We start from the raw sequence: 22,842 nt of genomic DNA, 5'->3' as shown, positions 1-22,842 counted from the left end.
GCATTCACCGGAAAAGACATGTGTAAGATAATGCGACACATTTAATGCGTTAATCAGGCAATGTGCCATAATTTCTCATAGAGAAGCAAAACTTACAGGCAGCTGCAAAGGAGGTTTGGCGAATGAAGAAACAACGATTAATTGCAGCAGGGAACGGAATGGCCGGAATCCGCTGTATTGAACACATTTTAAAGATGAACCGTGACATGTTTGAGATTGTTATTTTCGGAAGCGAACCTCATCCCAATTACAATCGCATTCTCTTATCCTCCGTTTTACAAGGTGAGGTTTCGCTTGATGACATTACGCTGAATAGCCGCGAATGGTACGAAAAAAACGGAATTACGCTTTACACGGGAGAAACGGTTGTACACATTGATACAGAACGGCAGGTTGTCACAACGGATCGAAAGCGCAGCATGACTTACGATCATTTCATCGCGGCAACTGGCTCCACTCCTTATATTCTCCCCATACCCGGAGCAGAGAAAGAAGGCGTCTGCGGCTTTCGGACAATAGAAGACTGCCAATCCCTTATCAATGCGGCCGGCCGGTATCAAAAGGCGGCGGTCATCGGCGCCGGTTTATTAGGTCTTGAAGCGGCCGTCGGCTTACGGCAGCTCGGCATGGACGTCAGCGTCATTCACCACTCTTCCGCCATTATGCAAAAACAGCTTGATCAAACGGCATCCCATCTGCTGCAGAAAGAACTGGAGCGAAAAGGCTTAGTCTTTCTATTAGAGAAAGACACGGCATCCATTACAGGAAACTCACGGGCGGAAGGCATCCGTTTCAAAGACGGTTCTTCCATAGAAGCAGACCTGATTGTCATGGCCGCCGGTGTGAGGCCCAATATCCGATTGGCTGCATCTGCCGGACTTTCAGTGAATCGAGGTATCATCGTCAATCAATTCATGCAGACGAACAAACCGAATGTGTATGCCGTCGGTGAATGCGCGGAGCATGACGGGATTGTATACGGATTGGCTGCACCGCTTTATGAACAGGGAAAAGTGCTCGCACAGCATCTATGCGGTGTTCCGTGCGAAGGGTTTCAAGGCTTTGCACAATCTGCAGCCTTAAAAATAGCCGGTATTGATGTATGGTCGGCAGGAAAGGTGCACGAAAATGAGCACACAGCCGGCATATTGTTCCATGATGAGCATGCAGGCATCTACAAAAAAGCGCTCTTTGAGGACGATAAACCGGCCGGCTTTATTTTATTCGGGGACACGCGCGGTAAACAGCGGCTTCTCGACAGTCTTGTGAAGCAAAGGGACATTTCCATCGTGAAAAAACAGCTCATGGAACCGGATCAAGGCGGCATATCCTTTGAATCTATGCCTCCCCATGAAACCATTTGCCAATGCAGCTCAGTGACCAAGGGCTCCATTGAAGAAGCGGTGAACAAATATGGCTTAAAAACCGCGGAGGAAGTGAAGCACATGACAAAAGCGTCCGGGTCTTGCGGGGGATGCAGGCCGCTCGTCGAAGACTTGCTGAAGTATATGGCAAGCGATGATTACACAAAACCTTCCCGCCAGCCTTCGTTTTGCGGCTGCACCGATTTGACGGAAGAAGAAGTCATCGCCGAACTTCGGCGCCGTCCATTCACTGATGCCGCCGAGGTGATGGAAGTGATCGGCTGGAAAACAGAAAACGGCTGCCGCATTTGTATTCCGGCGCTTCACTACTACCTGGAAAGGATGCGGCCTGATTTTATGCAGTTCAATGAAATATCGGCAGAAGAGACATGCACCCTGATTCCGCAAATGTACGGCGGACTGACAAGTGCGGCAGAGCTCAAAAACATCGCAAACGTCATTGAAACATACGGCATCCCCGGCGTTTCAATTACTGACAGTCACCGGCTGAAGCTTTCCGGAATCAGGCCAAATGACCTTGCAAGCATCAGAAAAGCACTGAACATGCCGGTTTTCTCCCCCCGGCACCGCTGGACGATTCAAATCAAAGCATGTACGTGCGGACAGCATCGCTCCTTTCAAGAGCTGGCAAGCAGGATTGAACGAGATACCGACATGCTTGCCGTCCCCGCTTATGTATCCGTCAGCTTGTCATGTGAAAACAATTGCACCGATGTTTACATTCAGGATATCGGCGCGCTTCAGACACAAACTTGCTGGGAAATTTATATCGGGGGCGTCCGCGGAAAACAAGCCCGCGCCGGCAGCCTTTTTTGTGTGACGAATAACGAAGACAGTACCGCCGCTATGATGAAAGGCCTTATTCAATATTATCGCGAAACGGCTCACTACAACGAAGCGATTTATCAATGGGTTGACAGACTCGGCCTCGTCCATATCAGAGAAATGCTGTTTGAAGAAGATATGCGGACACAGCTTCTGAAAAATCTCCGTTCAGACATATCCCTGCTTCAAAACCTGTCTGCCGGGAAAACGCCATACGAAAGGATGAAGCTTTTTGACTGAACCGATGCTCCGTTATTTCCGTGACAAACTGCAAGATGTCCAATCGGAAAAAACATATGAGACGCAATGCCCGTTCTGCAGCATGCAATGCAAAATGCAGCTTACGGAACAAACCTTCGCGGCACGGAAGAAATACACTGCAATCGGCATTGATAATCCGACGACACATGGCCGTTTATGTACAAAAGGCATGAATGCCCATCAGCATGCCGTGCACTCTTCCCGCATTACACGCCCCCTGCTTAAAAAAAACGGTGAATTTGTGCCTGTCTCTTGGGCTGAAGCACTGAATCGCATAAAGGAACAAATCAATCTGATCCAAACCGAACACGGCAATGATGCGATGGCCGTCTATGGGAGCGCCTCAATTACAAATGAAGAAGCCTATCTGCTTGGAAAGTTCGCACGGGTCGGCTTACAGACGAAATACATCGATTACAACGGGCGGCTCTGTATGTCTGCCGCAGCAACGGCGGCCGGCCAGACATTCGGCGCGGACAGGGGCCTGACGAATCCATTATCGGACATTCCGCATACACGTGTCATCATCCTGGCAGGCACCAATATCGCGGAATGCCAGCCGACGATCATGCCGTATTTTGATAAAGCGAAAGAAAACGGGGCTTACATTATCGCCATTGATCCCCGGGAAACGGCGACGACTAAAATAGCCGATCTTCACCTGAAAATCAAGCCCGGCACAGACGCCGCTCTGGCAAACGGACTCGTCAAAATCTGCATTGACGAACAGCTTACAGACAAAGACTTTATCCGCACACGCACAAACGGATTCGATAAGCTCAAACGGCATACCGACGCTTTGGATCTGGAAGAGATCTCCGAGCAGACAAGTGTTCCTTTGGAGCTTATGCGAAAGGCCGCCGTGAAGTTTGCCAAGGAAACATCCGGCATGCTGTTTACAGCGCGGGGGATCGAACAGCAGACTGACGGTACCGCAGCGGTGAAAGCTTTCTTAAATATGGTGCTGATCACCGGAAAAATCGGCAAGCCCTTCTCAGGTTACGGGACGATTACCGGTCAAGGCAACGGACAAGGCGCGAGAGAACACGGCCAAAAAGCGGATCAGCTTCCGGGCTACCGTTCTATCGAAATTGAAGAACACCGGGCGCATATTGCGAAGGTGTGGGGGATTCATCAGGATGAGCTGCCGCGAAAAGGCGTCTCAGCCTATGAAATGATAGAAAAAATAGATAGCGGCGACATCAAAGGACTGTTTCTCATGTGTTCCAATCCGGCTGTTTCCGGCCCAAATGCGAATTTCGTCAAGCAGGCAATCAAGAAACTGAGATTTTTTGTCGCAGTTGACTTATTTATTTCTGAGACCGCGGCATTCGCGGATGTGATTTTACCCGCCTCCTCTTATTTGGAAGACGAAGGCACGATGACAAATGTAGAAGGCCGCGTGACATTAAGAGAAGCGAGCCGCACCTGTCCCGGAGAAGCGAAACATGATTGGCAGATCATCTGTGACATTGCCTCGGCTCTTGGTAAAGGGCATTATTTTCCCTATACCTCGTCGGAGGAAATCTTTAACGAACTGAGAGAAGCAAGCCGCGGCGGAATTGCTGATTACTCTGGCATCACCTATGACAGGCTCAGGCGGGAAGGCGGCATTCAGTGGCCATGTCCTGAAGCGGATCACCCCGGAACCGGGCGATTGTTTGAGCACTCATTTGCCCATCCCGATCACAGAGCTGAATTAAGCGTGATTCCAAATGAACCGGCCGTCCCGAAAGAGAAACCGAGCGCCGGCTATCCGCTCTATTTAACCACAGGAAGGGTGATGTCTCATTACTTAACGGGTGTCCAAACGAGAAAAAGCTCTGCCTTGGCTGCAAGACATTTTGAATCCTTTGTGGAAATCCACCCAAAAACGGCGGCCGACTATCATATCGAAGACCGTGTTCTCGTGAAGATAGAATCCCCCCGGGGCAGCATCACGGTCCGGAGCAGATGGTCGGAGAACGTACGAAAAGACACGTTGTTTGTTCCCATCCATTGGTCTGACACGCAAAACGTCAACGACTTAATTGGTGAAGCCTTGGATCCGGACTGTAAAATGCCCGGTTTTAAGATGTGTGCGGTACGAATCAGCCCTATATAATTTTTCATAAAATTTTTAGATTTTTTAGTATTTTTTGTTACATTTCATAACATGCATCTTAAATATTTGTTTTTGCTGTGCTACGCTAAAAAAAAAACAAAGATAAGGAGCGGATCATCTGATGGGAAAAAAACAGCTAGTCCTTGTTGGAAATGGAATGGCCGGGGTAAGAGCGATTGAAGAAATACTGCGTGTTTCAAAAGACGAATTCGAGATTACAATATTCGGGGCCGAACCTCATCCCAACTATAACCGAATCCTCCTGTCAAAAGTGCTGCAAGGCGATACCGACATTCAAGACATTACGTTAAACGATTGGAACTGGTACAAAGAAAACAACATTCAGCTGTATACCGGTGAAACAGTCATCAAAGTCGACACGGAAAACAAAACCGTCATCACCGATGCAGACAGAATCCAGCCTTATGATGAACTCATCCTGGCGACAGGCTCTGTCCCTTTTATCCTTCCGATTCCGGGCGCAGACAAAAAAGGCGTCACGGCTTTCCGGGATATAAAAGATACAGACACGATGCTCGCCGCGTCAAAACAATATAAAAAAGCAGCTGTCATCGGCGGAGGACTGCTGGGTTTGGAAGCCGCACGCGGACTGCTGAATCTCGGAATGGACGTGTCTGTCATCCACCTCGCCCCATTCCTGATGGAGCGCCAGCTTGACGCTGCGGCGGGACGCCTGCTGCAAAACGAATTAGAAAAACAAGGCATGACCTTTTTCCTTGAAAAGCAAACCGAAGAAATTCTCGGTACTGACCGTGTCGAAGGCGTACGCTTCAAAGACGGCACAAGCATCGAAGCTGACCTGGTCGTCATGGCGGTCGGCATCCGCCCGAATACACAGCTTGGCACAGAAAGCGGCATTCCGGTAAACCGCGGAATCATTGTCAACGATTATATGCAGACTGACATTCCGCACATTTACGCGGTCGGTGAATGTGCCGAGCACCGCGGAATCGCATACGGTCTTGTGGCACCGCTCTATGAACAGGCAAAAGTGCTGGCCAAACATATTTGCGGCATTGAAACAAAACCGTATGAAGGCTCCGTTCTCTCCACTCAATTAAAGGTATCAGGCGTCGAAGTCTTCTCTGCCGGTGACTTTAACGAATCAGAGGACAAAAAAGCAATTAAAGTGTTCGATGAGCAGGACGGCATTTATAAAAAAATCGTCCTGAGGGGCAATCAAATTGTCGGCGCTGTTTTGTTCGGAGACAGCAGCGAGGGCAGCCGCCTGTTTTCAATGATTCAAAAAGAAGCCGATATCTCTGAAACCTCCAAAATATCAATCTTACAGCCTCTTGATCAGGAAGCAGGCGCAAGCATGACCGCGGCGATGAGCGACGATGAAATCATCTGCGGATGCAACGGCGTATCAAAAGGCGCGATTATTCAAGCCATTCAGGAAAAAGGCTGCACATCTACGGACGAAATCAAAGCATGCACCGGGGCATCCCGTTCCTGCGGAGGCTGTAAACCGCTCGTGGAAGACATTCTTCAATATACACTGGGCTCAGAATTTGACGCGTCCGCGCAAAAAGAAGCGATTTGCGGCTGCACATCACTGTCGAGAGATGAAGTCGTAGAAGAAATCAAAGCCAAAGGGCTGTCCCATACAAGAGAAATCATGAACGTGCTCGGCTGGAAAACGCCGGAGGGATGCTCCAAATGCCGTCCTGCCCTCAACTACTACTTAGGCATGATTAATCCGGCTACATACGAGGATGACAGAACATCCCGTTTTGTGAACGAACGGATGCACGCCAATATTCAAAAAGACGGAACATACTCAGTCGTGCCCCGGATGTACGGCGGCGTGACCAACTCTCAAGATCTCCGCAAGATCGCCGATGTCGTCGACAAATATGAGATCCCGCTCGTTAAAATGACAGGCGGCCAGCGAATTGATCTCATCGGCGTCAAAAAAGAAGACCTGCCGAAAGTATGGGCCGAGCTTGATATGCCGTCAGGCTACGCGTACGGAAAAACACTCCGCACGGTAAAAACGTGCGTAGGCGAACAATTCTGCCGCTTCGGCACGCAAGACTCCATGGCACTGGGCATTGCGCTTGAGAAAAAATTCGAAGGGCTCAATACGCCTCATAAGGTCAAAATGGCCGTGTCCGCCTGCCCGCGGAACTGTGCGGAATCAGGCATTAAGGACCTTGGCGTTGTCGGCATCGACGGAGGCTGGGAGCTTTATGTCGGCGGAAACGGCGGAACCCATTTGCGCGCCGGTGATTTGCTGATGAAAGTAAAAACGAATGAAGAAGTCTTAGAATATGCGGGGGCTTACCTTCAGTACTACAGAGAAACGGCAAACTATCTGGAGCGGACATCCGCATGGCTTGAGCGCGTCGGTTTATCTCATGTCCAATCCGTATTAAACGATCCGGAAAAACGGCAGGAGCTCAACGACAGAATGAATGAAACACTCTCTGTTCACAAAGATCCGTGGCAATACTTCCTTAAAGATAAAAAAGCATCTAAAGATCTATTCGAAAATGTCGTCACGACTTCATAAAACAGTAAGGGGGAACGGACATGGTTAATAAAGATATGACAAAGGTTTGCATAGGCAAAGTAAACGAATTACCGGAGGAGTTAGGAAAAACCGTATATATAGAAGATAAAGAGCTTGCCGTATTTAAGCTTTCTGACGGGAGCGTCCGCGCCGTCGAAAACCGCTGTCCCCATAAAGGGGGCGTCCTGGCTGAAGGCATCGTCAGCGGAGAATACGTCTTCTGCCCGATGCATGACTGGAAAATCTCCTTAGAAGACGGAAAAGTCCAAGAGCCGGATCATGGCTGTGTCAAAACATACGAAACACTGATTGAAGGAGAGAATGTATACCTCCTGTATTGAGCAAAGACCGGATCACTTTTTCAAGTGGTCCTTCATTTTTTAAATTGCTGAAGGGATGACGCCATCATGAAAAACGGAATCGTATATTTTGTCGGTGCCGGACCAGGAGACCCGGGGCTGATCACCGTAAAAGGAAAACAGGCTCTGGAGAAAGCGGATATCATTTTGTATGACCGGCTCGCAAACCCAAAGTTTCTTGAATATGCCTCACCGGACTGCCGGTTCATTTATTGCGGAAAGCTGCCCGACCGCCATTTTATGAAACAGTCTGAGATAAATGCCCTGCTGATTGAAAAAGCGGCGGAGGGCTGCACCGTCGTCCGCTTGAAAGGCGGAGACCCAAGTGTGTTCGGCAGAGTCGGCGAAGAAGCAGAGGCGCTTCATCAGCACGGCATCAGCTACGAAATGGTGCCCGGCATCACCTCGGGAATCGCAGCGCCGCTGTATGCGGGAGTCCCCGTCACCCATCGTGATTTCGCTTCGTCCTTCGCGATGATCACCGCTCATGATACATCATTGCAAGGCAGGCCGAATCTCGACTGGGAAGGGCTTGCCCGAAGCGTTCAAACGCTTGTGTTTTACATGGGCGTTAAAAATCTGTCATTTATATGCCGGCAGCTTACGGAGTACGGAAAATCCCCTTCCGTTCCCGTACTCGTCATTCAATGGGGGACGTGGGGGCGGCAGCGGAGCGTTAAAGGAACGCTTCAGGATATCCATGAAAAAGTTCAAAGCCAAAACATCACCAACCCTGCCATTATCGTCATCGGTGATATTGTCAATTTTCAAACACACAGCTGGTTTGAAAGCAAACCGTTCATCGGGCGGCATATCATGGTTGTCACTCATGGCGATGAAGAACATACATTGACAGACAAGCTGCGCGAGTATGGCGCCGATGTTATTGAATGGCCGAAGCGGATCGTTAAAAAAATGCCCGCAAACGAAAACATCCTGAAACAGATCAGCGCCTTTGAACAACTATTTTTCACATCGCGCCTTGCGGTATGCGAATTCTTTGACACACTGGCTTTCAAGCAGATCGACATCCGCCGGGTGACCGCAAGCCTGAATGCAGCAACTGAGGCCGCAAAGACGGAACTGACAAAACGGGGCTTTCTCCTATCCGAATGTCAAATTGATTCTCCGCATTCGCTCATTGTAGGAAGCCGTCAAGCAGCAGAAAACTTGTCAGACTCAAAATCATGCCCGCTTTATATCACCCATGAACATATCGCAGATGAGCGGTTCACTTCCATGATCGAACGCACGATCAGTGAGTCTCCTCTGCAAATGATTATCTGTACGGGCAAAGAATCCGCTCAGCATTTGATCAGCGCCGGAAAACAAATCGGCATATCACCGGATTCGTCAGCAAACCGCCCTCCCGTCATCTGCATGGGCGAAGACGTCCCCGCCGGCTGCGGGTTTACCGCCGTGAAAAACCAGGAGCAGTTATTTGCGTTTATACGAAATGAAATGAAAGACATGCTCGTTCACAGCTGATACGCCGGAATGCTTTTCTGACCCCCCAGACTCAACATCGGGGGTCAGCCTTTTTTATTGTGTCACCAATTTTTTATGGTGAGTCGAATACATCGCCATCTGATCCGCCTGCGGGTCCAAATAGGCTTTGGCGCTGTTCACGGCGGTCGGCCCCTCCGTGAAACCGCCTGCAATCAATCTGAGCTTGCTTTCATAATGGGCGGCGTCACCGGCGACAAACACGCCCGGAAGATTCGTCCGCATATGTCTGTCAGCTTTAATCCTGCCTTCTTCAATCTCAAGCCCCCAGTCCTTCATCGGGCCGAGATCAATTTTAAACCCGTGGTTGATAATGAGCTCATCAAGCTTGATGTCTTCACAAAGTCCGGACTCAGTTTGGCAAACGGTGACGCTCTCGATCCGTTCCCCGGTGCCGTTGAGATGCTTCAGACGATACGGCGCAAGCACCCGCACGGAAGACCGCTTCATTTTCGCCACGCTGCTTTCCAAACCGCCGAACTCCTCCCTGCGGTGCAAGACGGTAACAGACGCCGCAATCGGTTCCAGCTCATTCGCCCAGTCAACCGCGGTATCTCCCCCTCCGGAAATCACGACATGCTTATCTCGAAACGCATCAAGCTTCTCTACCTTATAATGAAGGTTCTTTCCCGAATAACGGCTCGCATCCGCGCTGTCAAGTTCATTGACCTCAAGCGTTCCCATGCCGACGGCCAAAATCACCGTGCGCGTATAGTGCTTTTCCCCTTTGGAACTTTCCAGCACAATGGTTCCGTCTTCCAGCCGTTCAAATCCGGTCACCCGCTGATTCAACACGATATCCGGCTTAAATGTCGCAGCCTGTTCCTTCAGCTGCTTAATCAGCTGTTCTCCGGCAATCCCGGGTATTCCGCCGATATCACGGATGATTTTTTCAGGGAAAAACATAGACACTTTCCCTCCGAGCCGCGGCAAAAACTCGATCACTTTCGTTTTCAGCTCGCGCATCCCGCAATAAAAAGCCGCAAACAGGCCGATCGGGCCTCCGCCTATAATCGTGACGTCGTACACCTCATGATTTTCCGCCATCGTTGTGCCTCCCGTTTATATCTATACTTCATAAATTTTTAATTGAGAATCAATATCAATGAAAGTATAACACATATTGAGGATCAGTGTTTATTCATTTCTCATCTTGCGGGAAAGGAGTGATTCAGAAGTGAGGTTCTGAGATTGATAAGCGGGAAGGTATTAAAACTGAAACCAGTACGGCGACTGGTTTCTTTTTTATCTCTTTTTCATCAGCATAATATCGAGATACAGCTGGCACCTTGTCCTGAAGTCGTTTAAATTAATTGATGTCATGTCAAGAATCTGTTTGATACGGTAGTTCAATGTGTTTTGATGAATAAAAAGCTGTTCTGCGGCTGGTTTTGTTTTGCAGTTATTGAGGAGATAGATTTCTAACGTTTTCAGCAGTTCTGTACTGCTTTCTCTGTCTTTGGCTTTTAATAACGCTAAATCATTGTTTACATATTCCAGTGAGGCGTTTTTTTCTTCGATACTTTCAAGATAGCGGTAAATCCCGAGCTTACTGTATTCGTACGGGATATTTTCCTGGTTTCCGGTAATTTCGGCGGCCTTTATGACTTCAAGGGCCTCTATATAACTTTTGCCGAGCTTCAGGATGCTGCTGTATTCATTGCCGATTCCGATATAGATGGGAGTGGGGATCTTCTGAAAGTGAAAATGAGTCAGCAGTTTGTGGATGAATTCAGATGCTGCCGAAGTGCCGGAGCTTTTTTGCGAGAAGCTTGCGACGACGATGACAATATTGGAATCAATGGTTAAGACGTGACTGACTTTATCCCGCAAATTCAAGTACGATTTGATGTTTTCCTTCACATCTTCGACTGCCTCCCCATCCCCATTTGCGGCGTGCAGGACGACTACCGAAAAAACCGATGGCAGCACGGCGTTCATCTTTTCCGCTTCCCGCCTGAACTCCTTTTCAGAGGAGAATTGCTGAAAGATCGCCCTTTTCACCAGGTCTTCCGCTCTCTCTTCTTTTTCCTGTTTCAGCCGGTTCGTTTTATAGATGATTTTTCCGACATGGAATGAAGTTTCATATAAAAAGTCGAGCTCCTCGTCCGTCAAGTTTCGGTCGAGCTCCTGAATCCAGATGTAGCCCATCACTTCCCCTTTATGTTTTGCGCTTACAACCACTCTCTGATTCAGTCCGATACTGTCTATTTTTTCGACACGGAACGGTTCAGGAACGGTTTTCAGCTTTTCGATCACCCCGTCTTTCAGAAACCTTTCAAAAATCTGCACGGGGCATTTTTTTGAAAATATCGTCTGCTGGTTGGCGGAGTCGAAGTGATTAATGTAATAAGAATTATAGGCAAGCAAAAAGAAATCCGCGCTTTCCAGAATAACGGGCTTCTGCAATTCATAACTGATGAAATCAATTAATTTATCAATGTCCGTAAATGAAAAAACTCTCTCTAAAAGCTCTTCCATACCTATTTCTCCTATGCTCTTTTTATCTTTATCATACTCTGCGGGGTGACTTTTTGTATAGAAAAAAATTCACATATTCCCAAAACGGAACGATCCGAAAGCCTGTATCGTGAAAAGAGGAAAAAGGGCGGTCCCTTCTTCCTCTCGTTCCTTGCTTTTATTGAGAAAGTGTATCACGGTACTCATGAAACTGATCTGTGACATCTTTTGACGGAGCCTGTGTCAATAAGCTGACGACAAATACAGCGGCAAGGCTTACAGCAAAGCCCGGAATGATTTCGTACAAAAAGTCTGAAAGACCGGCATTCGCCCAAATGATTACGGTAATCGCTCCCGCAATCATGCCGGCGAGTGCCCCCCATTTCGTCATCCGTTTCCAAAATAAACTGAGCAGTACGACCGGCCCGAATGAAGCGCCGAATCCCGCCCATGCATAGCTGACAAGACCAAGTATCGTGTTGTTTTTCTCCCAGGCGAGCACCAAAGCGATGATTGACACCGCAAGCACTGCCATTCTCCCCAGAAATACGAGTTCCTTATCAGAAGCCGAACGCCTGAACATGGACTTATACAAGTCCTCCACTAAAGAACTGGACGTAACGAGCAGCTGAGACGAAATCGTACTCATAATGGCCGCTAAAATCGCAGAAATGAGAAATCCCGTAATAATCGGGTGGAACAGAATGTTGCCGAGCTGAATAAAAATGGTTTCCGGATCAGCCAGCTTCAGTCCGTGCTGGTGGTAATACGCGATTCCCGCAAGACCCGTAAACAGCGCGCCTAGTGCAGACAAAATCATCCATCCCATTCCGATCCGTCTGGCGCGTTTGATTTCTTTCACAGATGTGATCGCCATAAAGCGCACAATAATATGCGGCTGCCCGAAATAGCCGAGCCCCCACGCAAATAAAGAAATAATGCCAAGGACGGTCGTCCCTTTGAACATGTTAAACAGTTCCGGGTTGACGGAACGGATATCGGCAACGGTTTCTCCCGGGCCGCCCGTATGGAAAATCGTCACAATCGGCACAAGAATAAGCGCCGCAAACATAATGATCCCTTGGACAAAGTCCGTCCAGCTTACCGCCAAAAAGCCCCCGAACAAGGTGTAGGCGACAACGACGCCTGTCACGACCCACAGTCCCGTGTGGTAATTCAACCCTAAAATGCTGTTGAATAAGACGCCTCCGGATACCATGCCGGATGATACGTAAAATGTGAAAAAGACGAGAATGACAAGACCCGAAAACAGTCTGAGAAGCTTCGTATGATCACCGAAACGATTTTCAAGGAAACCCGGAATGGTGATGGAATTCCCCGCTTTTTCAGTATACGTTCTCAGCCTCGGCGCCACGAAAAGCCAGTTCGCCCATGCCCCGAGCACAAGCCCGATCACAATCCAAGCGCCGCTTAATCCTGTCGAGAACATGGCGCCCGGAAGCCCCATCAAGAGCCATCCGCTCATATCCGCCGCTCCCGCGCTGAGCGCTGTGACGGCAGGGCCTAAAGAACGCCCCCCGAGCATGTAATCCGTCAGATTTGACGTCCGTCTGTAGGCGAAATAACCGATAAACAGCATGCCCGCCATATAAATACAAATGGAAATAATCAACTGAATGTTTGCTATGGCATTTCCTCCTCCGCTTTATATGTTTATGGTGAAATGGACACCCCCCGCGAGGAGGATGTCCATTCAGTCCCTCTTAAAACATTTCACTGATTGTTTTCGCCTGCATGTGGAGGGCCAAATAATCCGGGCCGCCCGCTTTTGAATCAGTGCCGGACATTTTGAAGCCTCCGAACGGATGATAGCCGACAATCGCTCCCGTACAATTGCGGTTGAAGTATAGGTTGCCGACATGGAATTCCTGTTTCGCCCGTTCAATATGTTTGCGGTTGTTTGTAATGACCGCGCCTGTCAGACCATATTCAGTATTATTTGCCAATTCTAAAGCTTCATCAAAGTTTGACACTTTAGAAAATGCAACGACAGGCCCGAAAATTTCTTCCTGCATGAGTCTGGCTTTCGGATCAAGGTCAGCGAAGATCGTCGGCTTAATAAAGTAGCCTTTTGAATCATCTCCGGTGCCGCCGCTTACTAAACGGCCTTCTTCTTTTCCGATTTCAATGTAGCTCATGATCTTGTCGTAAGAACCTTGGTCGATGACAGGTCCCATATACACGTCAGCGCTGTCAGGGCTTGCCGTCACTTTTGATTCAGTGATTTCGATGACGCGCTCTAATACTTGATCATACACTTTTTCATGGACAACTGCACGTGAACCTGCAGAACATTTTTGTCCCGCGAAGCCGAATGCTGATGTAAAGATGGATTGAGCCGCCAATTCAATGTCCGCATCTTCATCAACGACAACTGTATCTTTACCGCCCATTTCTGCAATGACGCGTTTCAGATGCTGCTGTCCCGGCTGCACTTTCGCCGCACGTTCGAAAATTCTCGTACCGACTTCACGTGATCCCGTAAACGTAATGATGCTTGTTTTCGGGTGATCGACGAGGTAGTCTCCCACTTCCGCTCCGCTTCCCGGCACAAAGTTGACAACGCCCTTCGGAAGACCTGATTCCTCAAGCACTTCTACGAATTTCGCCGCGATGACCGGTGTCGCGCTTGCCGGTTTAAGAACGACCGTGTTGCCCGTTACGATCGGTGCCACCGTCGTTCCCGCCATAATCGCAAAGAGGAAGTTCCATGGGGGAATGACGACCGTTACGCCGGTCGGTGTGTAGACATATTGGTTCTTCTCGCCTTCGCGGCTGTTGACCGGCTTGCCTTTTGCCAATTCAACCATCTGGCGCGCGTAGTATTCCATAAAGTCGATGGCTTCCGCCGTATCCGCATCAGCTTCGTTCCAAGGTTTTCCCGCTTCCTTGACGAGCAGGGCGGAGAATTCGTGCTTTCTGCGGCGGACTTTGGCAGCTGCGCGGAACAAAACGGCCGCTCTTTCTTCAGGGGAGGTGTATCTCCACTCTTCGAACGCTTTCGCAGCTGCTTCAATCGCTTGCTCAGCGTGCTCCTGGGACGCCTTTGACACTTTTCCGACGACTTCTTCTTTATCAGCCGGATTGATTGAAACGATTTTCGCTTCCGTCTCTACCTTTTCACCGTTGATGACAAGCGGATAATCTTTTCCCAGATACTCATTTACCGTCGCAAGCGCTTTCTTAAATTCTTCAACGTTCGATTGATCTTGGAAATTTGTGAATGGTTCGTGTTTATAAGGTGTAGTCATTGTCATCTCTCCCTTTTTTACTTCTTAGTCATCCCTTTAAAGGCGAATGCGATGTTTGAGGGGCGTTCGGCGAGCCGTCTCATGAAATAGCCGTACCAGTCATCCCCGTAAGGCAGGTAGACTCTCATGCGGTATCCTTCTTCCACCAAGCTGAGCTGGGTTTGCGAGCGCATGCCGTACAGCATCTGAAACTCAAAACGGTCGTTTGGAATGCCGTGCTCTTTGGCAAGCTGTTTTGTAAACTCGATCATTTTGTCATCATGCGTGGCAACTGCCGTATAATGTCCTTTTAAAAGCTGTTTGCGGATGAGTCTTTTATAATTTTCATCGACGTCGCTTTTTTCAGGATAGGCCACCTTTTCCGATTCTTTATAGGCCCCTTTGACAAGCCGCAGAAACGGATTCAGCGGGCTGAGGTCATCAAGATCCTTCTCCGTTCTGTACAGATAAGCCTGCACCACGGTGCTAACATATTCATACCGGCTCCGGAAGTCTTTAAAGATATCCAGCGTCTTCTGGCATCTCGTTTCATCTTCCATGTCAATCGTCACCATGACTTTATGTTTTTCAGCCGTCTGGAGGATTTTCGTCATATTTTCATAGACGAGATCGAGATCTATATCAAGACCTAAAGACGTCATTTTTAATGACACTTGGGAATTCAGCTGTTCATCAGCGATTAAGGCGATGGTCTGCATGCACTCCTCGGTGCGTTCTTTCGCGACATCACCGCTGTTGACAAATTCCCCCAAATGATCGACAGTAACTGACAGCCCCTGGCTGTTCAAATGTCGGATTGTCGGGATAGAACTGCGGAAATCCATTCCTCCGATGATTTTGCCGGCTGCCACACGGCTTCCCCAGCTTCGCGCCATCTTATTGAGAAAGCTGCTCTTGGATAAAAATAAGAAAAAATCTCTTGTAATCACTTCCAACCTTAACACCCCGCAATCTAAGAAGTATTTGTATGAGTCTATTGTAAATGGACAAAACATCCTCTCACAATATTCTAAAAATACAAAGATTCTGATAAATTTTTGTGGTTTTACCACAATCAGCTTCTTAGATAGCAGGCGGATTATGCCGAAAAAAGGCGGACGGAAGTGACGGCAATCGTCAATTTCCGCCTTTTTCCTCCCACGCCTCTTCGACGGTCTGAATCAATAGCCGATTCAGTTCCTCCGTTATGTCAGGTTTCGGCGTTTTGATCGTTTTGACATAGTGCCCGATGCGTTCTATTTCTTCTTCTATAAATGCATGAATGATCGTATTTCTCGGTTCCGGAGCCAGCTCCTGACCGCTTTTTTTCCTTGTAAGCAGTGTATTGATTTCAGAAATGAGCGCTTCATCCGTCAATAAGGCATCGGCCAGTACGGGAAATGACATCGGCGGTACGGAGCCGAATGTTTCAATCCATCTGCAGGCAAGGAGAGGACGCAGAACGTAAAAATACTTTTTAATCTTCACTTCACTGCCCCGCAGTTCCGTTTTTTCATTCCGTTTTGCCATATTGAGATAATGATAGATGCCGGCTTCAGGCGAAAAGGCGCGGATTTTCAGTTTTCGAAGCTTTTCAGCCGCTGAGAAAGCTTCATAATAGATCATCTCCGAAGAGAGCCATTCCAAAAGAGGCGGATTTGATTTTTTAAAAAGCCTAAGCGCTTTTCTCAGTTCCCAGCCGCTGATGTCAAGCATGTCATGAATCGGCTCTTCTATGACATCCCTATGCGGTTCGATCGAAAAGTACCATTCTTTTTTCGGCACATAGAGAAACCGTACATCGTAGTCGCTGTCGCTTGACGGAAATCCCCATGCGCGGCTCCCTGATTCTACGGCGTAAAGCACCTTGACGCCGTGCTGTGCTTCAATTCGTTTTAATTCTTCGATGATCCTTTGTTCCATCTGTATCCGTCCTTTTCCGTGATTATTCCTGAAAAAAGCCCAAGTACTTGGGCTTTTCGCTGTCGTCAGCCTTTCAGATGCGCTTTCAGAAAGGCCAGCTTTTCCGTATGGAAAGAAGGTATGTATTCATGTCCGAAATACCGGTAAACCTTCAATTCTTTTTCCGTTTCCAGATGATTGTAAGCGGCAAACACCGTCGACGGCGGAGTCACGCGGTCAATCAGCCCGATGGACATGAGCACCGGAACTTTTACGCGGTCCGCCAGATTCATGATATCAAAATAGGCCAGTGTATTCATCGCGGTCTTCTCCGTTTCAGGGCTGCCGTTCTTTCTGAAAAAGGAGTTAATCTCAAGATACGGCTCATCAAGAGCAACATCAATGGCCCGCTCAAAATTGCTTAAATAAGGATAATCGGCCGCAACCGCTCTCGGAATATCAGATAGTGCCGCCGCAGCGATTGAAAGTCCGCCTCCCTGGCTCCCGCCGATGACGGCGATCCTCGTTTCATCCACTTCATCAAAGCCGCTGATGACTTCCAAAGCCCGGACGGCGTCTAAGTACACGCCGCGGTAATAATATGTATCTTTATCTAAAATCCCTTTCGTCATCCAGCCGGGAACGTGTCCGTGCGGTGAGACGCTTGTATCTGTGCTGCTGTGCTGGCCGCGGACAAGCATGCCGAACGCGGCATATCCGTGAAGCGCCCAATTTACGATGTCATGTATATCCCCGTCATAGCTCGCGTTATAGCCGTGATATTTCACGATGGCCGGATGCGGTCCTTGCCGGTCGGGAACGGCGTACCATCCCTCAATTTCCGCCTTGCCGAAGCTACGGTATGTCAGCCGGAATACTTTCACGCCGTCAGCCGGGTAGCTTTCAGCCTTCAATTCAGGCTTTGCCTCTTCCTTTGCAAGATCATGTAATGATGATGCCCAAAAATCCGAAAAGTCATGAGGAGCGGTTTTATTTGGTTTATAGGTTTGCAGTTGGTCGAGCGGCAAGTCGTATAATTGCATATCCGATTATTCTCCTTTGTTTTATAAGATTTAATTTTCTGACTCTATCTTAACACGATTTTACACTCATTTTCTAAACATTTTAATAAACGTTTGTTTAAAAACAAAAAAGCCGTGCGCTCACAGCGTCACGGCTCTTTTTACATCGGCTGATACAGGTCCCAGCCGATTTTTAACGTTTCTACGATATAATCGGCTATTTCTTCTGGTTCCAGATTATCCGTCGCCACTTTTGAATTATGTTTATCATAGATGCTTTGGCGCTCGTTAAAGAGCTGCTGCATTTCATCCATGGAACGGTTATGCAGAACGGGACGGCTTTCAATCAGCAGATCAGCCCGCTGCTTCCAATTCTCCCATGATAAATCAAGATGGAGCACGAGACAGTTTTCAAGGCAGCACTGTCTGATTTCCTCTTGTTTAAACGAACCGCCCCCAAGCGACACGATCTTGAATTTCGTATTGCGGCAAATATCTAATATATAATCCTTTTCGGTCTGACGGAAAAAGGCTTCACCTTTTTTCTCAAACATTTCAGGGATGGACATATTGAAATCTTTCTCAATCTGCAGATCAATATCAATGAAGTCTCTGTATAATTTCTTAGCGACCAGCTGGCCGATTGTTGTCTTTCCGACACCCATGAATCCGATCAGTACGATATTTCTTTCTCTTACGGGAATGGCACGTTTTGCGTTCATCTTCGGCGAAATCCTCCTAAGAAATGAAAAAGTTATGTTTATTATATGATAACTCAATATTGAAATATAGAGATAATGCAATGAAAGAAAACCCATCCTTTATAAGAAGAGATGAGTTTTTCTTTCTATCGGAGCGTAATGCGTTCCACCTTTCCGACAATGAAAATATAAGAAAATGCCCCGATAAATGCGACAGCGCCGACAAACAGAATCGCTCCGTTATATGAACCGGTCGCAGAAACGATAAACCCGATGATAAGCGGGGTGATAATACCGGCCATATTGGCGAAAAAGTTAAACACGCCTCCTGCCAATCCGATTGTCTCGCTTGGCGCCACCTCACTCAGCATCGTCCAGGATATATTGGACATGCCCTGCGCAAAAGAAGCAATGGATAAGATCGTCAAAACCGCAGGAGCAGAATCCGTAACATTCGCGAGCACGATGGAGCCTGTCAGCAGAAGACCGAGGATGACGGGCGTTTTCCGGGCAACGTTCACCGACACCCCCCGTTTCATCATGCCGTCAGACCAAAATCCGCCGAACAATACGCCGAAAAAAGCAGCGATATACGGGATTGATGCAGCGAAGCCGACTTTTAAGAAAGCCATGTGCTTTGCCTCCGCCAGATAAGTCGGAAACCATGTCAAAAAGAAGAACAGCGTGGAGGCTACGGCGAATTGGCCGATATACAATCCGACAAGCTTGCGGTATTTTAGAAGCTGGACGAAATCCGCCCACGATATCCTGCCGGCTGAATCAGACACCTCAGTCAGTCCGCCGCCTTCTTTAATATAATCAAGCTCCTCACGATTCACTTTCCGATACCCGTTCGGCTCGTGATACATTTTAAACCAGAAAATGGAGAAAACAATTCCGAGCACCCCTGAGGAAATAAATACGGCGCGCCAGTCAAATGCCGTTAACACCCAGAATAAAACCGGTGTGGCAAACGCCAGCCCGACATATTCCCCCGCCGTATAAACACCCGTCGCAAAGGCGCGTTCCCGCCTTGGAAACCATGTCGTGACAATCCGGTTGTTTGCCGGAAACGCCGGCGATTCAGCTATGCCGATGAGCAGGCGGCAGCCGAATAGAAACCCGAAACTTGTCGCAAAAGCTTGTACTCCGGTAAAAACCGACCACACAAATAAAGAAATTCCGTACGTCCGTTTTGACCCGAATTTGTCCAAAATGAGCCCGCCGGGAATCTGCATTCCCGTATAAGTCCAGCTGAATGCGGAAAAGACGACGCCCAAAAGCGCGGGGCTTATGTTCAGCGATGTCTGAATGGACGGGGCGGCGATAGATACACTGGCACGGTCTATATAATTAATCGCAGTGATAAAAAACAAAAGAATCAGTATCACATAACGAGCGCGAGTCGGTTTATTGCGGACGGGACTGAAGTCCGTCAGCTCCGTTTCATTTTTCAATGGCTTCTCCCCCCTTACTCGAATGAAATTAATTGTACAACACTTCGGTCAATTATTTAATACTTTGACGCAAAAAAGCGCTAAACAATTTGTGTGCCGCACTGACCTGATGCAGACACACCCCGCTTATAAAAAAGTGTCTGCCCTTTTCACCTGTTTATCCGCATCGCACCCGGGGAAAAAGTACACATATGATAGACAGTTACGGGAGGATTACCGATGAAACTGAGTTTTTGCACGACAGGTTTTAAAAAAAAGCATATTCTCGACATCATTTCTTTCGCGAAGGAGCACTCCTTTGAGGGAATCGAACTGTGGTACGGACATGCTAAACAATATATAGAGGAAATCGGCCCGCTCGACAGGCTTGATCAGCAGCTTCAGGAGGAAGGCATCGGGGTGCCTGCCGTCAGTTTGTACACTGACTTCGCCACTCAGGATGAAAGGCAGGCGTTAAAGGATGTTCAAAGGGCATTAAGCGCGGCACGACAGCTGCACAGTCCCTTGATCAGAGTCTTTGCCGGCAATCTTCCTTCGCATCGGACGTCACCGGAAAAGTGGCAACGTGCGGTTGATCAATTTCAGCAGGCGGCACGGCTCGCAGATGACTATGAAGTCGATATCGGGCTTGAGATTCATTACGATACGTACGCGGATACACCGGAGGCGGCGCTGGCATTTTTGGAGGATGTCGGACATCCGCGGGTCCGCACCATTTTTGACGGCTCCAACCTACACGTCAATCACGTTGACCAAATGCCCGCTTTAGAAAAACTGTATCATACCGTCAGCCACATTCATCTGAAAAACTATCACTGGAATTTTGACAACTGGTATCTCAGCAAGCCAACTCCGATTTTTCAAGGAGATCTCGATCAAAAAGCATTTTTAAAAGAGCTGATGAACAGACAATATGACGGTTTTGTTTCTCTTGAGTATTTTGGAGAACATGCCTTTACGCATATAAAGGAATCGCTCCGCGAATATACGTCTGTTTTTTCCCGCTGACTCTTCGATCGAAGGGTCTTTTTTTGTATCATATAGAAAAAGGGGGATACATGATGATCATTTGGATAAATGGGGCTTTCGGTTCCGGAAAAACACAAACAGCGTTTGAACTGCACAGAAGACTGAAACCGTCTTACGTATATGATCCTGAAAAGATGGGGTTTGCGATGCGTTCGATGATACCGCCGGATATCGCTGAAGATGACTTTCAAAGCTACCCTCTGTGGCGGGAATTCAATTACAGCATGCTTTCCTATTTGTCAGATACATATCAGGGCATCATCATTGTGCCCATGACCATTACGAACGATCAATACTTCCATGACATGATCAGCAGGCTGAGACAGGATGGCCGGACCATTCACCACTTTACCCTGCTGGCTTCAAAGGAAACATTGCTGAAACGCCTGCGCACCAGAGCGGAAGGAAAAAACTCCTGGGCCGCAAAACAAATCGACCGCTGCATCAACAGCCTGTCTCATAGCCTCTTCACAGAACATCTCCATACAGACCAAATGTCTATTCAGCAGGTCGCAGAAACGATCGCTGCCCAAGCAAATCTGCCTCTTGAGCCTGATTCGAGAGGCAGCCTTCGAAGATTCACCGACAGATTGATGGTGAAGCTGAATCATATCCGCATCAAATAAAAAAACGTTTTGAAAACATGTCCCTGACCCATGCAAATGGATCAATAAATAAAAAGTCCCTCTGAAGGAATGTTTTTCAAATGAAGAAAAAAATTTTAGAAACATAGAAGGTATTTTATGGATAATAATCTAATTATTAACACTGTAATACATTTCATTTGAAAAGGGAGTGCTCGAAATGAAATTCAAAAAAGTGTTAACCGGTTCTGCACTGTCTCTTGCCTTACTGATGTCTGCTGCTCCTGCCTTTGCCGCATCACCAACAGCATCCGTGGAAAATAGCCCAATCTCAACGAAAGCAGATGCCGGCATTAATGCCATCAAACTCGTTCAAAGCCCTAACGGCAACTTCGCTGCTTCTTTCGTTTTAGATGGAACAAAGTGGATTTTCAAAAGCAAATACTATGACAGCAGCAAAGGGTATTGGGTAGGGATTTATGAAAGTGTAGATAAATAAAAATGAGATAAACAAAAACCTCCCTTTCAAAAGGGAGGTTTTTTTCATTCTATTTCCACCAATCATCAAACATCGATGCCGGCACCTGGCGCTTATGCTCCGTACTGAGGTAGCGTTTTTCCAGCGCCTCAATCACTTCGGAAGAAACGTCCTTGCCTTCTAAATAATCATCAATGTCATTGTATGTGATGCCGAGTTCGGTCTCATCAGTCTGCTGCGGTTTTTCATCAAGCAGATCGGCCGTCGGTAATTTCAAATACAGGCGTTCCGGCGCGCCGAGCTCTTCTAATAAACGTCTGCCCTGGCGTTTCGTTAATCCGGTCAGCGGCAGCAGATCAGCTCCGCCGTCACCGTATTTCGTGAAGAAACCGGTCACCGCCTCGGCCGCATGGTCGGTTCCGATGACAAGCAGCCCCTCTTGTCCGCCAATGGCATATTGAGCGATCATTCTCATTCTGGCCTTTACATTTCCTTTGTTAAAGTCAGACAGCTGATCGCCCGTGTCTTTTTTGTACTGATCAGCGAACGCGCTGACAGCGGACTTAATATCAAACGTCCAAGATTTATCAGGCTTAATGAATTTGAGTGCCATTTGGGCGTCATCCTCATCCTGCTGTGTGCCGTGCGGAAGGCGGACGGCGATAAATTCCGCGTTTCCGCCTTCTTCTCTGATGCTTTCAGCCGCCAATTGGGCGAGGCGTCCCGCAAGCGTGGAATCCTGCCCCCCGCTGATGCCGAGCACAAAGCCTTTGGCACCTGTTTTTTTCAAATATTGTTTCAGAAAGTTCACTCTGTCCTCAATTTCTTGTTTCGGATCAATTGAGGGCTTTACATGGAGATCATTCATAATTTGTTTCTGGATGCTCATCCCAATCACTCCTCCTGCATTGTTTCTTTATGATTCATTTCCCGTTCATGCTGAAAATGAATCATGCCACTATGTACGACTCTCTGTTAA

Annotated in this window: 18 protein-coding genes; 8 read left to right on the top strand and 10 right to left on the bottom strand. The window is 48.0% G+C overall.

What is annotated here, in order from left to right:
• The first annotated feature begins 122 nt into the window (after positions 1 to 122).
• From nirB to cobA, 5 genes are all read left to right on the top strand, one after another.
• Positions 123 to 2,450, top strand: coding sequence for a nitrite reductase large subunit NirB (gene nirB / locus GNE05_RS02075; RefSeq protein WP_160182372.1), 2,328 nt, complete (start codon positions 123 to 125; stop codon positions 2,448 to 2,450).
• Complete coding sequence (gene nasC, locus GNE05_RS02070) at positions 2,443 to 4,575, top strand: assimilatory nitrate reductase catalytic subunit NasC (RefSeq protein ID WP_160182371.1); 2,133 nt, start codon at positions 2,443 to 2,445, stop codon at positions 4,573 to 4,575. Before nirB ends, nasC begins: the two co-directional genes overlap by 8 nt.
• Positions 4,576 to 4,696: 121 nt before the next feature.
• Positions 4,697 to 7,114 (top strand): NADPH-nitrite reductase, encoded by a 2,418-nt coding sequence (gene nasD / locus GNE05_RS02065; RefSeq protein ID WP_114354905.1) that lies wholly within the window; start codon positions 4,697 to 4,699, stop codon positions 7,112 to 7,114.
• A gap of 20 nt (positions 7,115 to 7,134) precedes the next feature.
• The gene (gene nirD, locus GNE05_RS02060) at positions 7,135 to 7,455 is read left to right on the top strand and encodes a nitrite reductase small subunit NirD (protein ID WP_007409365.1); all 321 of its coding nucleotides are present in this window, start codon (positions 7,135 to 7,137) and stop codon (positions 7,453 to 7,455) included.
• Between the two features lie 66 nt (positions 7,456 to 7,521).
• On the top strand, positions 7,522 to 8,961 hold the full coding sequence (cobA, locus tag GNE05_RS02055) for a uroporphyrinogen-III C-methyltransferase (RefSeq protein ID WP_160182370.1): 1,440 nt from the start codon (positions 7,522 to 7,524) through the stop codon (positions 8,959 to 8,961).
• Positions 8,962 to 9,015: 54 nt separating this feature from the next.
• Here the strand turns inward: cobA and GNE05_RS02050 are convergent, their stop codons facing one another.
• The 9 genes from GNE05_RS02050 to GNE05_RS02010 all read right to left on the bottom strand — a co-directional run bounded on the left by GNE05_RS02050 (position 9,016) and on the right by GNE05_RS02010 (position 19,772).
• Positions 9,016 to 10,026 carry an NAD(P)/FAD-dependent oxidoreductase gene (locus tag GNE05_RS02050; protein ID WP_095273262.1) on the bottom strand — a complete coding sequence of 337 codons (1,011 nt, stop codon included), beginning with the start codon at positions 10,024 to 10,026 and terminating at the stop codon, positions 9,016 to 9,018.
• A gap of 198 nt (positions 10,027 to 10,224) precedes the next feature.
• Positions 10,225 to 11,460 (bottom strand): proline utilization transcriptional regulator PutR, encoded by a 1,236-nt coding sequence (locus GNE05_RS02045; protein WP_021494194.1) that lies wholly within the window; start codon positions 11,458 to 11,460, stop codon positions 10,225 to 10,227.
• A gap of 157 nt (positions 11,461 to 11,617) precedes the next feature.
• Positions 11,618 to 13,072 (bottom strand): sodium/proline symporter PutP, encoded by a 1,455-nt coding sequence (gene putP / locus GNE05_RS02040; RefSeq protein WP_076983722.1) that lies wholly within the window; start codon positions 13,070 to 13,072, stop codon positions 11,618 to 11,620.
• Between the two features lie 91 nt (positions 13,073 to 13,163).
• Positions 13,164 to 14,711, bottom strand: coding sequence for an L-glutamate gamma-semialdehyde dehydrogenase (gene pruA, locus GNE05_RS02035; RefSeq protein WP_160182369.1), 1,548 nt, complete (start codon positions 14,709 to 14,711; stop codon positions 13,164 to 13,166).
• Between the two features lie 17 nt (positions 14,712 to 14,728).
• Positions 14,729 to 15,640: a proline dehydrogenase family protein gene (locus GNE05_RS02030; RefSeq protein WP_087920787.1), complete on the bottom strand. Its 912-nt coding sequence runs from the start codon at positions 15,638 to 15,640 to the stop codon at positions 14,729 to 14,731.
• Between the two features lie 187 nt (positions 15,641 to 15,827).
• A complete protein-coding gene (locus GNE05_RS02025) occupies positions 15,828 to 16,613 on the bottom strand; it encodes a nucleotidyltransferase domain-containing protein (RefSeq protein ID WP_029973915.1) in 786 nt (261 codons plus the stop codon).
• 65 nt (positions 16,614 to 16,678) lie between these two features.
• Positions 16,679 to 17,635: a cephalosporin C deacetylase gene (gene cah / locus GNE05_RS02020; protein WP_160182368.1), complete on the bottom strand. Its 957-nt coding sequence runs from the start codon at positions 17,633 to 17,635 to the stop codon at positions 16,679 to 16,681.
• 140 nt (positions 17,636 to 17,775) lie between these two features.
• On the bottom strand, positions 17,776 to 18,336 hold the full coding sequence (locus GNE05_RS02015) for a shikimate kinase (protein ID WP_003156609.1): 561 nt from the start codon (positions 18,334 to 18,336) through the stop codon (positions 17,776 to 17,778).
• A 125-nt stretch (positions 18,337 to 18,461) separates the two neighbouring features.
• A complete protein-coding gene (locus GNE05_RS02010; protein ID WP_160182367.1) occupies positions 18,462 to 19,772 on the bottom strand; it encodes an MFS transporter in 1,311 nt (436 codons plus the stop codon).
• A 219-nt stretch (positions 19,773 to 19,991) separates the two neighbouring features.
• On the opposite strand from GNE05_RS02010, the gene GNE05_RS02005 reads away from it, so the two are divergent.
• The 3 genes from GNE05_RS02005 to GNE05_RS01995 all read left to right on the top strand — a co-directional run bounded on the left by GNE05_RS02005 (position 19,992) and on the right by GNE05_RS01995 (position 21,884).
• Positions 19,992 to 20,780 (top strand): sugar phosphate isomerase/epimerase family protein, encoded by a 789-nt coding sequence (locus tag GNE05_RS02005; protein WP_159353751.1) that lies wholly within the window; start codon positions 19,992 to 19,994, stop codon positions 20,778 to 20,780.
• Positions 20,781 to 20,833: 53 nt separating this feature from the next.
• On the top strand, positions 20,834 to 21,427 hold the full coding sequence (gene tmrB / locus GNE05_RS02000; RefSeq protein ID WP_061861825.1) for a tunicamycin resistance ATP-binding TmrB: 594 nt from the start codon (positions 20,834 to 20,836) through the stop codon (positions 21,425 to 21,427).
• 178 nt (positions 21,428 to 21,605) lie between these two features.
• Positions 21,606 to 21,884: an antimicrobial peptide LCI gene (locus GNE05_RS01995; RefSeq protein WP_007609269.1), complete on the top strand. Its 279-nt coding sequence runs from the start codon at positions 21,606 to 21,608 to the stop codon at positions 21,882 to 21,884.
• A gap of 49 nt (positions 21,885 to 21,933) precedes the next feature.
• Here the strand turns inward: GNE05_RS01995 and nadE are convergent, their stop codons facing one another.
• Positions 21,934 to 22,752, bottom strand: a complete 819-nt coding sequence (nadE, locus tag GNE05_RS01990; RefSeq protein WP_014416856.1) for an ammonia-dependent NAD(+) synthetase — start codon at positions 22,750 to 22,752, stop codon at positions 21,934 to 21,936.
• Positions 22,753 to 22,842 lie beyond the last annotated feature (90 nt).

This window comes from Bacillus sp. AM1(2019), from assembly GCF_009906915.1.
Lineage (GTDB): Bacteria > Bacillota > Bacilli > Bacillales > Bacillaceae > Bacillus > Bacillus velezensis.
The sequence above is the reverse complement of the archived record's forward strand: the minus strand, read 5'-3'. Positions and strand labels throughout refer to the sequence as shown.

What these genes read in the sequence shown, in the direction of transcription:
- nirB (WP_160182372.1), top strand. Translation starts at nt 123, where the DNA reads ATGAAGAAACAACGATTAATTGCAGCAGGGAACGGAATGGCCGGAATC.
- nasD (WP_114354905.1), top strand. Translation starts at nt 4,697, where the DNA reads ATGGGAAAAAAACAGCTAGTCCTTGTTGGAAATGGAATGGCCGGGGTA.
- nirD (WP_007409365.1), top strand. Translation starts at nt 7,135, where the DNA reads ATGGTTAATAAAGATATGACAAAGGTTTGCATAGGCAAAGTAAACGAA.
- cobA (WP_160182370.1), top strand. Translation starts at nt 7,522, where the DNA reads ATGAAAAACGGAATCGTATATTTTGTCGGTGCCGGACCAGGAGACCCG.
- GNE05_RS02050 (WP_095273262.1), bottom strand. Translation starts at nt 10,026, where the DNA reads ATGGCGGAAAATCATGAGGTGTACGACGTCACGATTATAGGCGGAGGC.
- GNE05_RS02045 (WP_021494194.1), bottom strand. Translation starts at nt 11,460, where the DNA reads ATGGAAGAGCTTTTAGAGAGAGTTTTTTCATTTACGGACATTGATAAA.
- pruA (WP_160182369.1), bottom strand. Translation starts at nt 14,711, where the DNA reads ATGACTACACCTTATAAACACGAACCATTCACAAATTTCCAAGATCAA.
- GNE05_RS02025 (WP_029973915.1), bottom strand. Translation starts at nt 16,613, where the DNA reads ATGGAACAAAGGATCATCGAAGAATTAAAACGAATTGAAGCACAGCAC.
- cah (WP_160182368.1), bottom strand. Translation starts at nt 17,635, where the DNA reads ATGCAATTATACGACTTGCCGCTCGACCAACTGCAAACCTATAAACCA.
- GNE05_RS02015 (WP_003156609.1), bottom strand. Translation starts at nt 18,336, where the DNA reads ATGAACGCAAAACGTGCCATTCCCGTAAGAGAAAGAAATATCGTACTG.
- GNE05_RS02005 (WP_159353751.1), top strand. Translation starts at nt 19,992, where the DNA reads ATGAAACTGAGTTTTTGCACGACAGGTTTTAAAAAAAAGCATATTCTC.
- tmrB (WP_061861825.1), top strand. Translation starts at nt 20,834, where the DNA reads ATGATCATTTGGATAAATGGGGCTTTCGGTTCCGGAAAAACACAAACA.
- GNE05_RS01995 (WP_007609269.1), top strand. Translation starts at nt 21,606, where the DNA reads ATGAAATTCAAAAAAGTGTTAACCGGTTCTGCACTGTCTCTTGCCTTA.
- nadE (WP_014416856.1), bottom strand. Translation starts at nt 22,752, where the DNA reads ATGAGCATCCAGAAACAAATTATGAATGATCTCCATGTAAAGCCCTCA.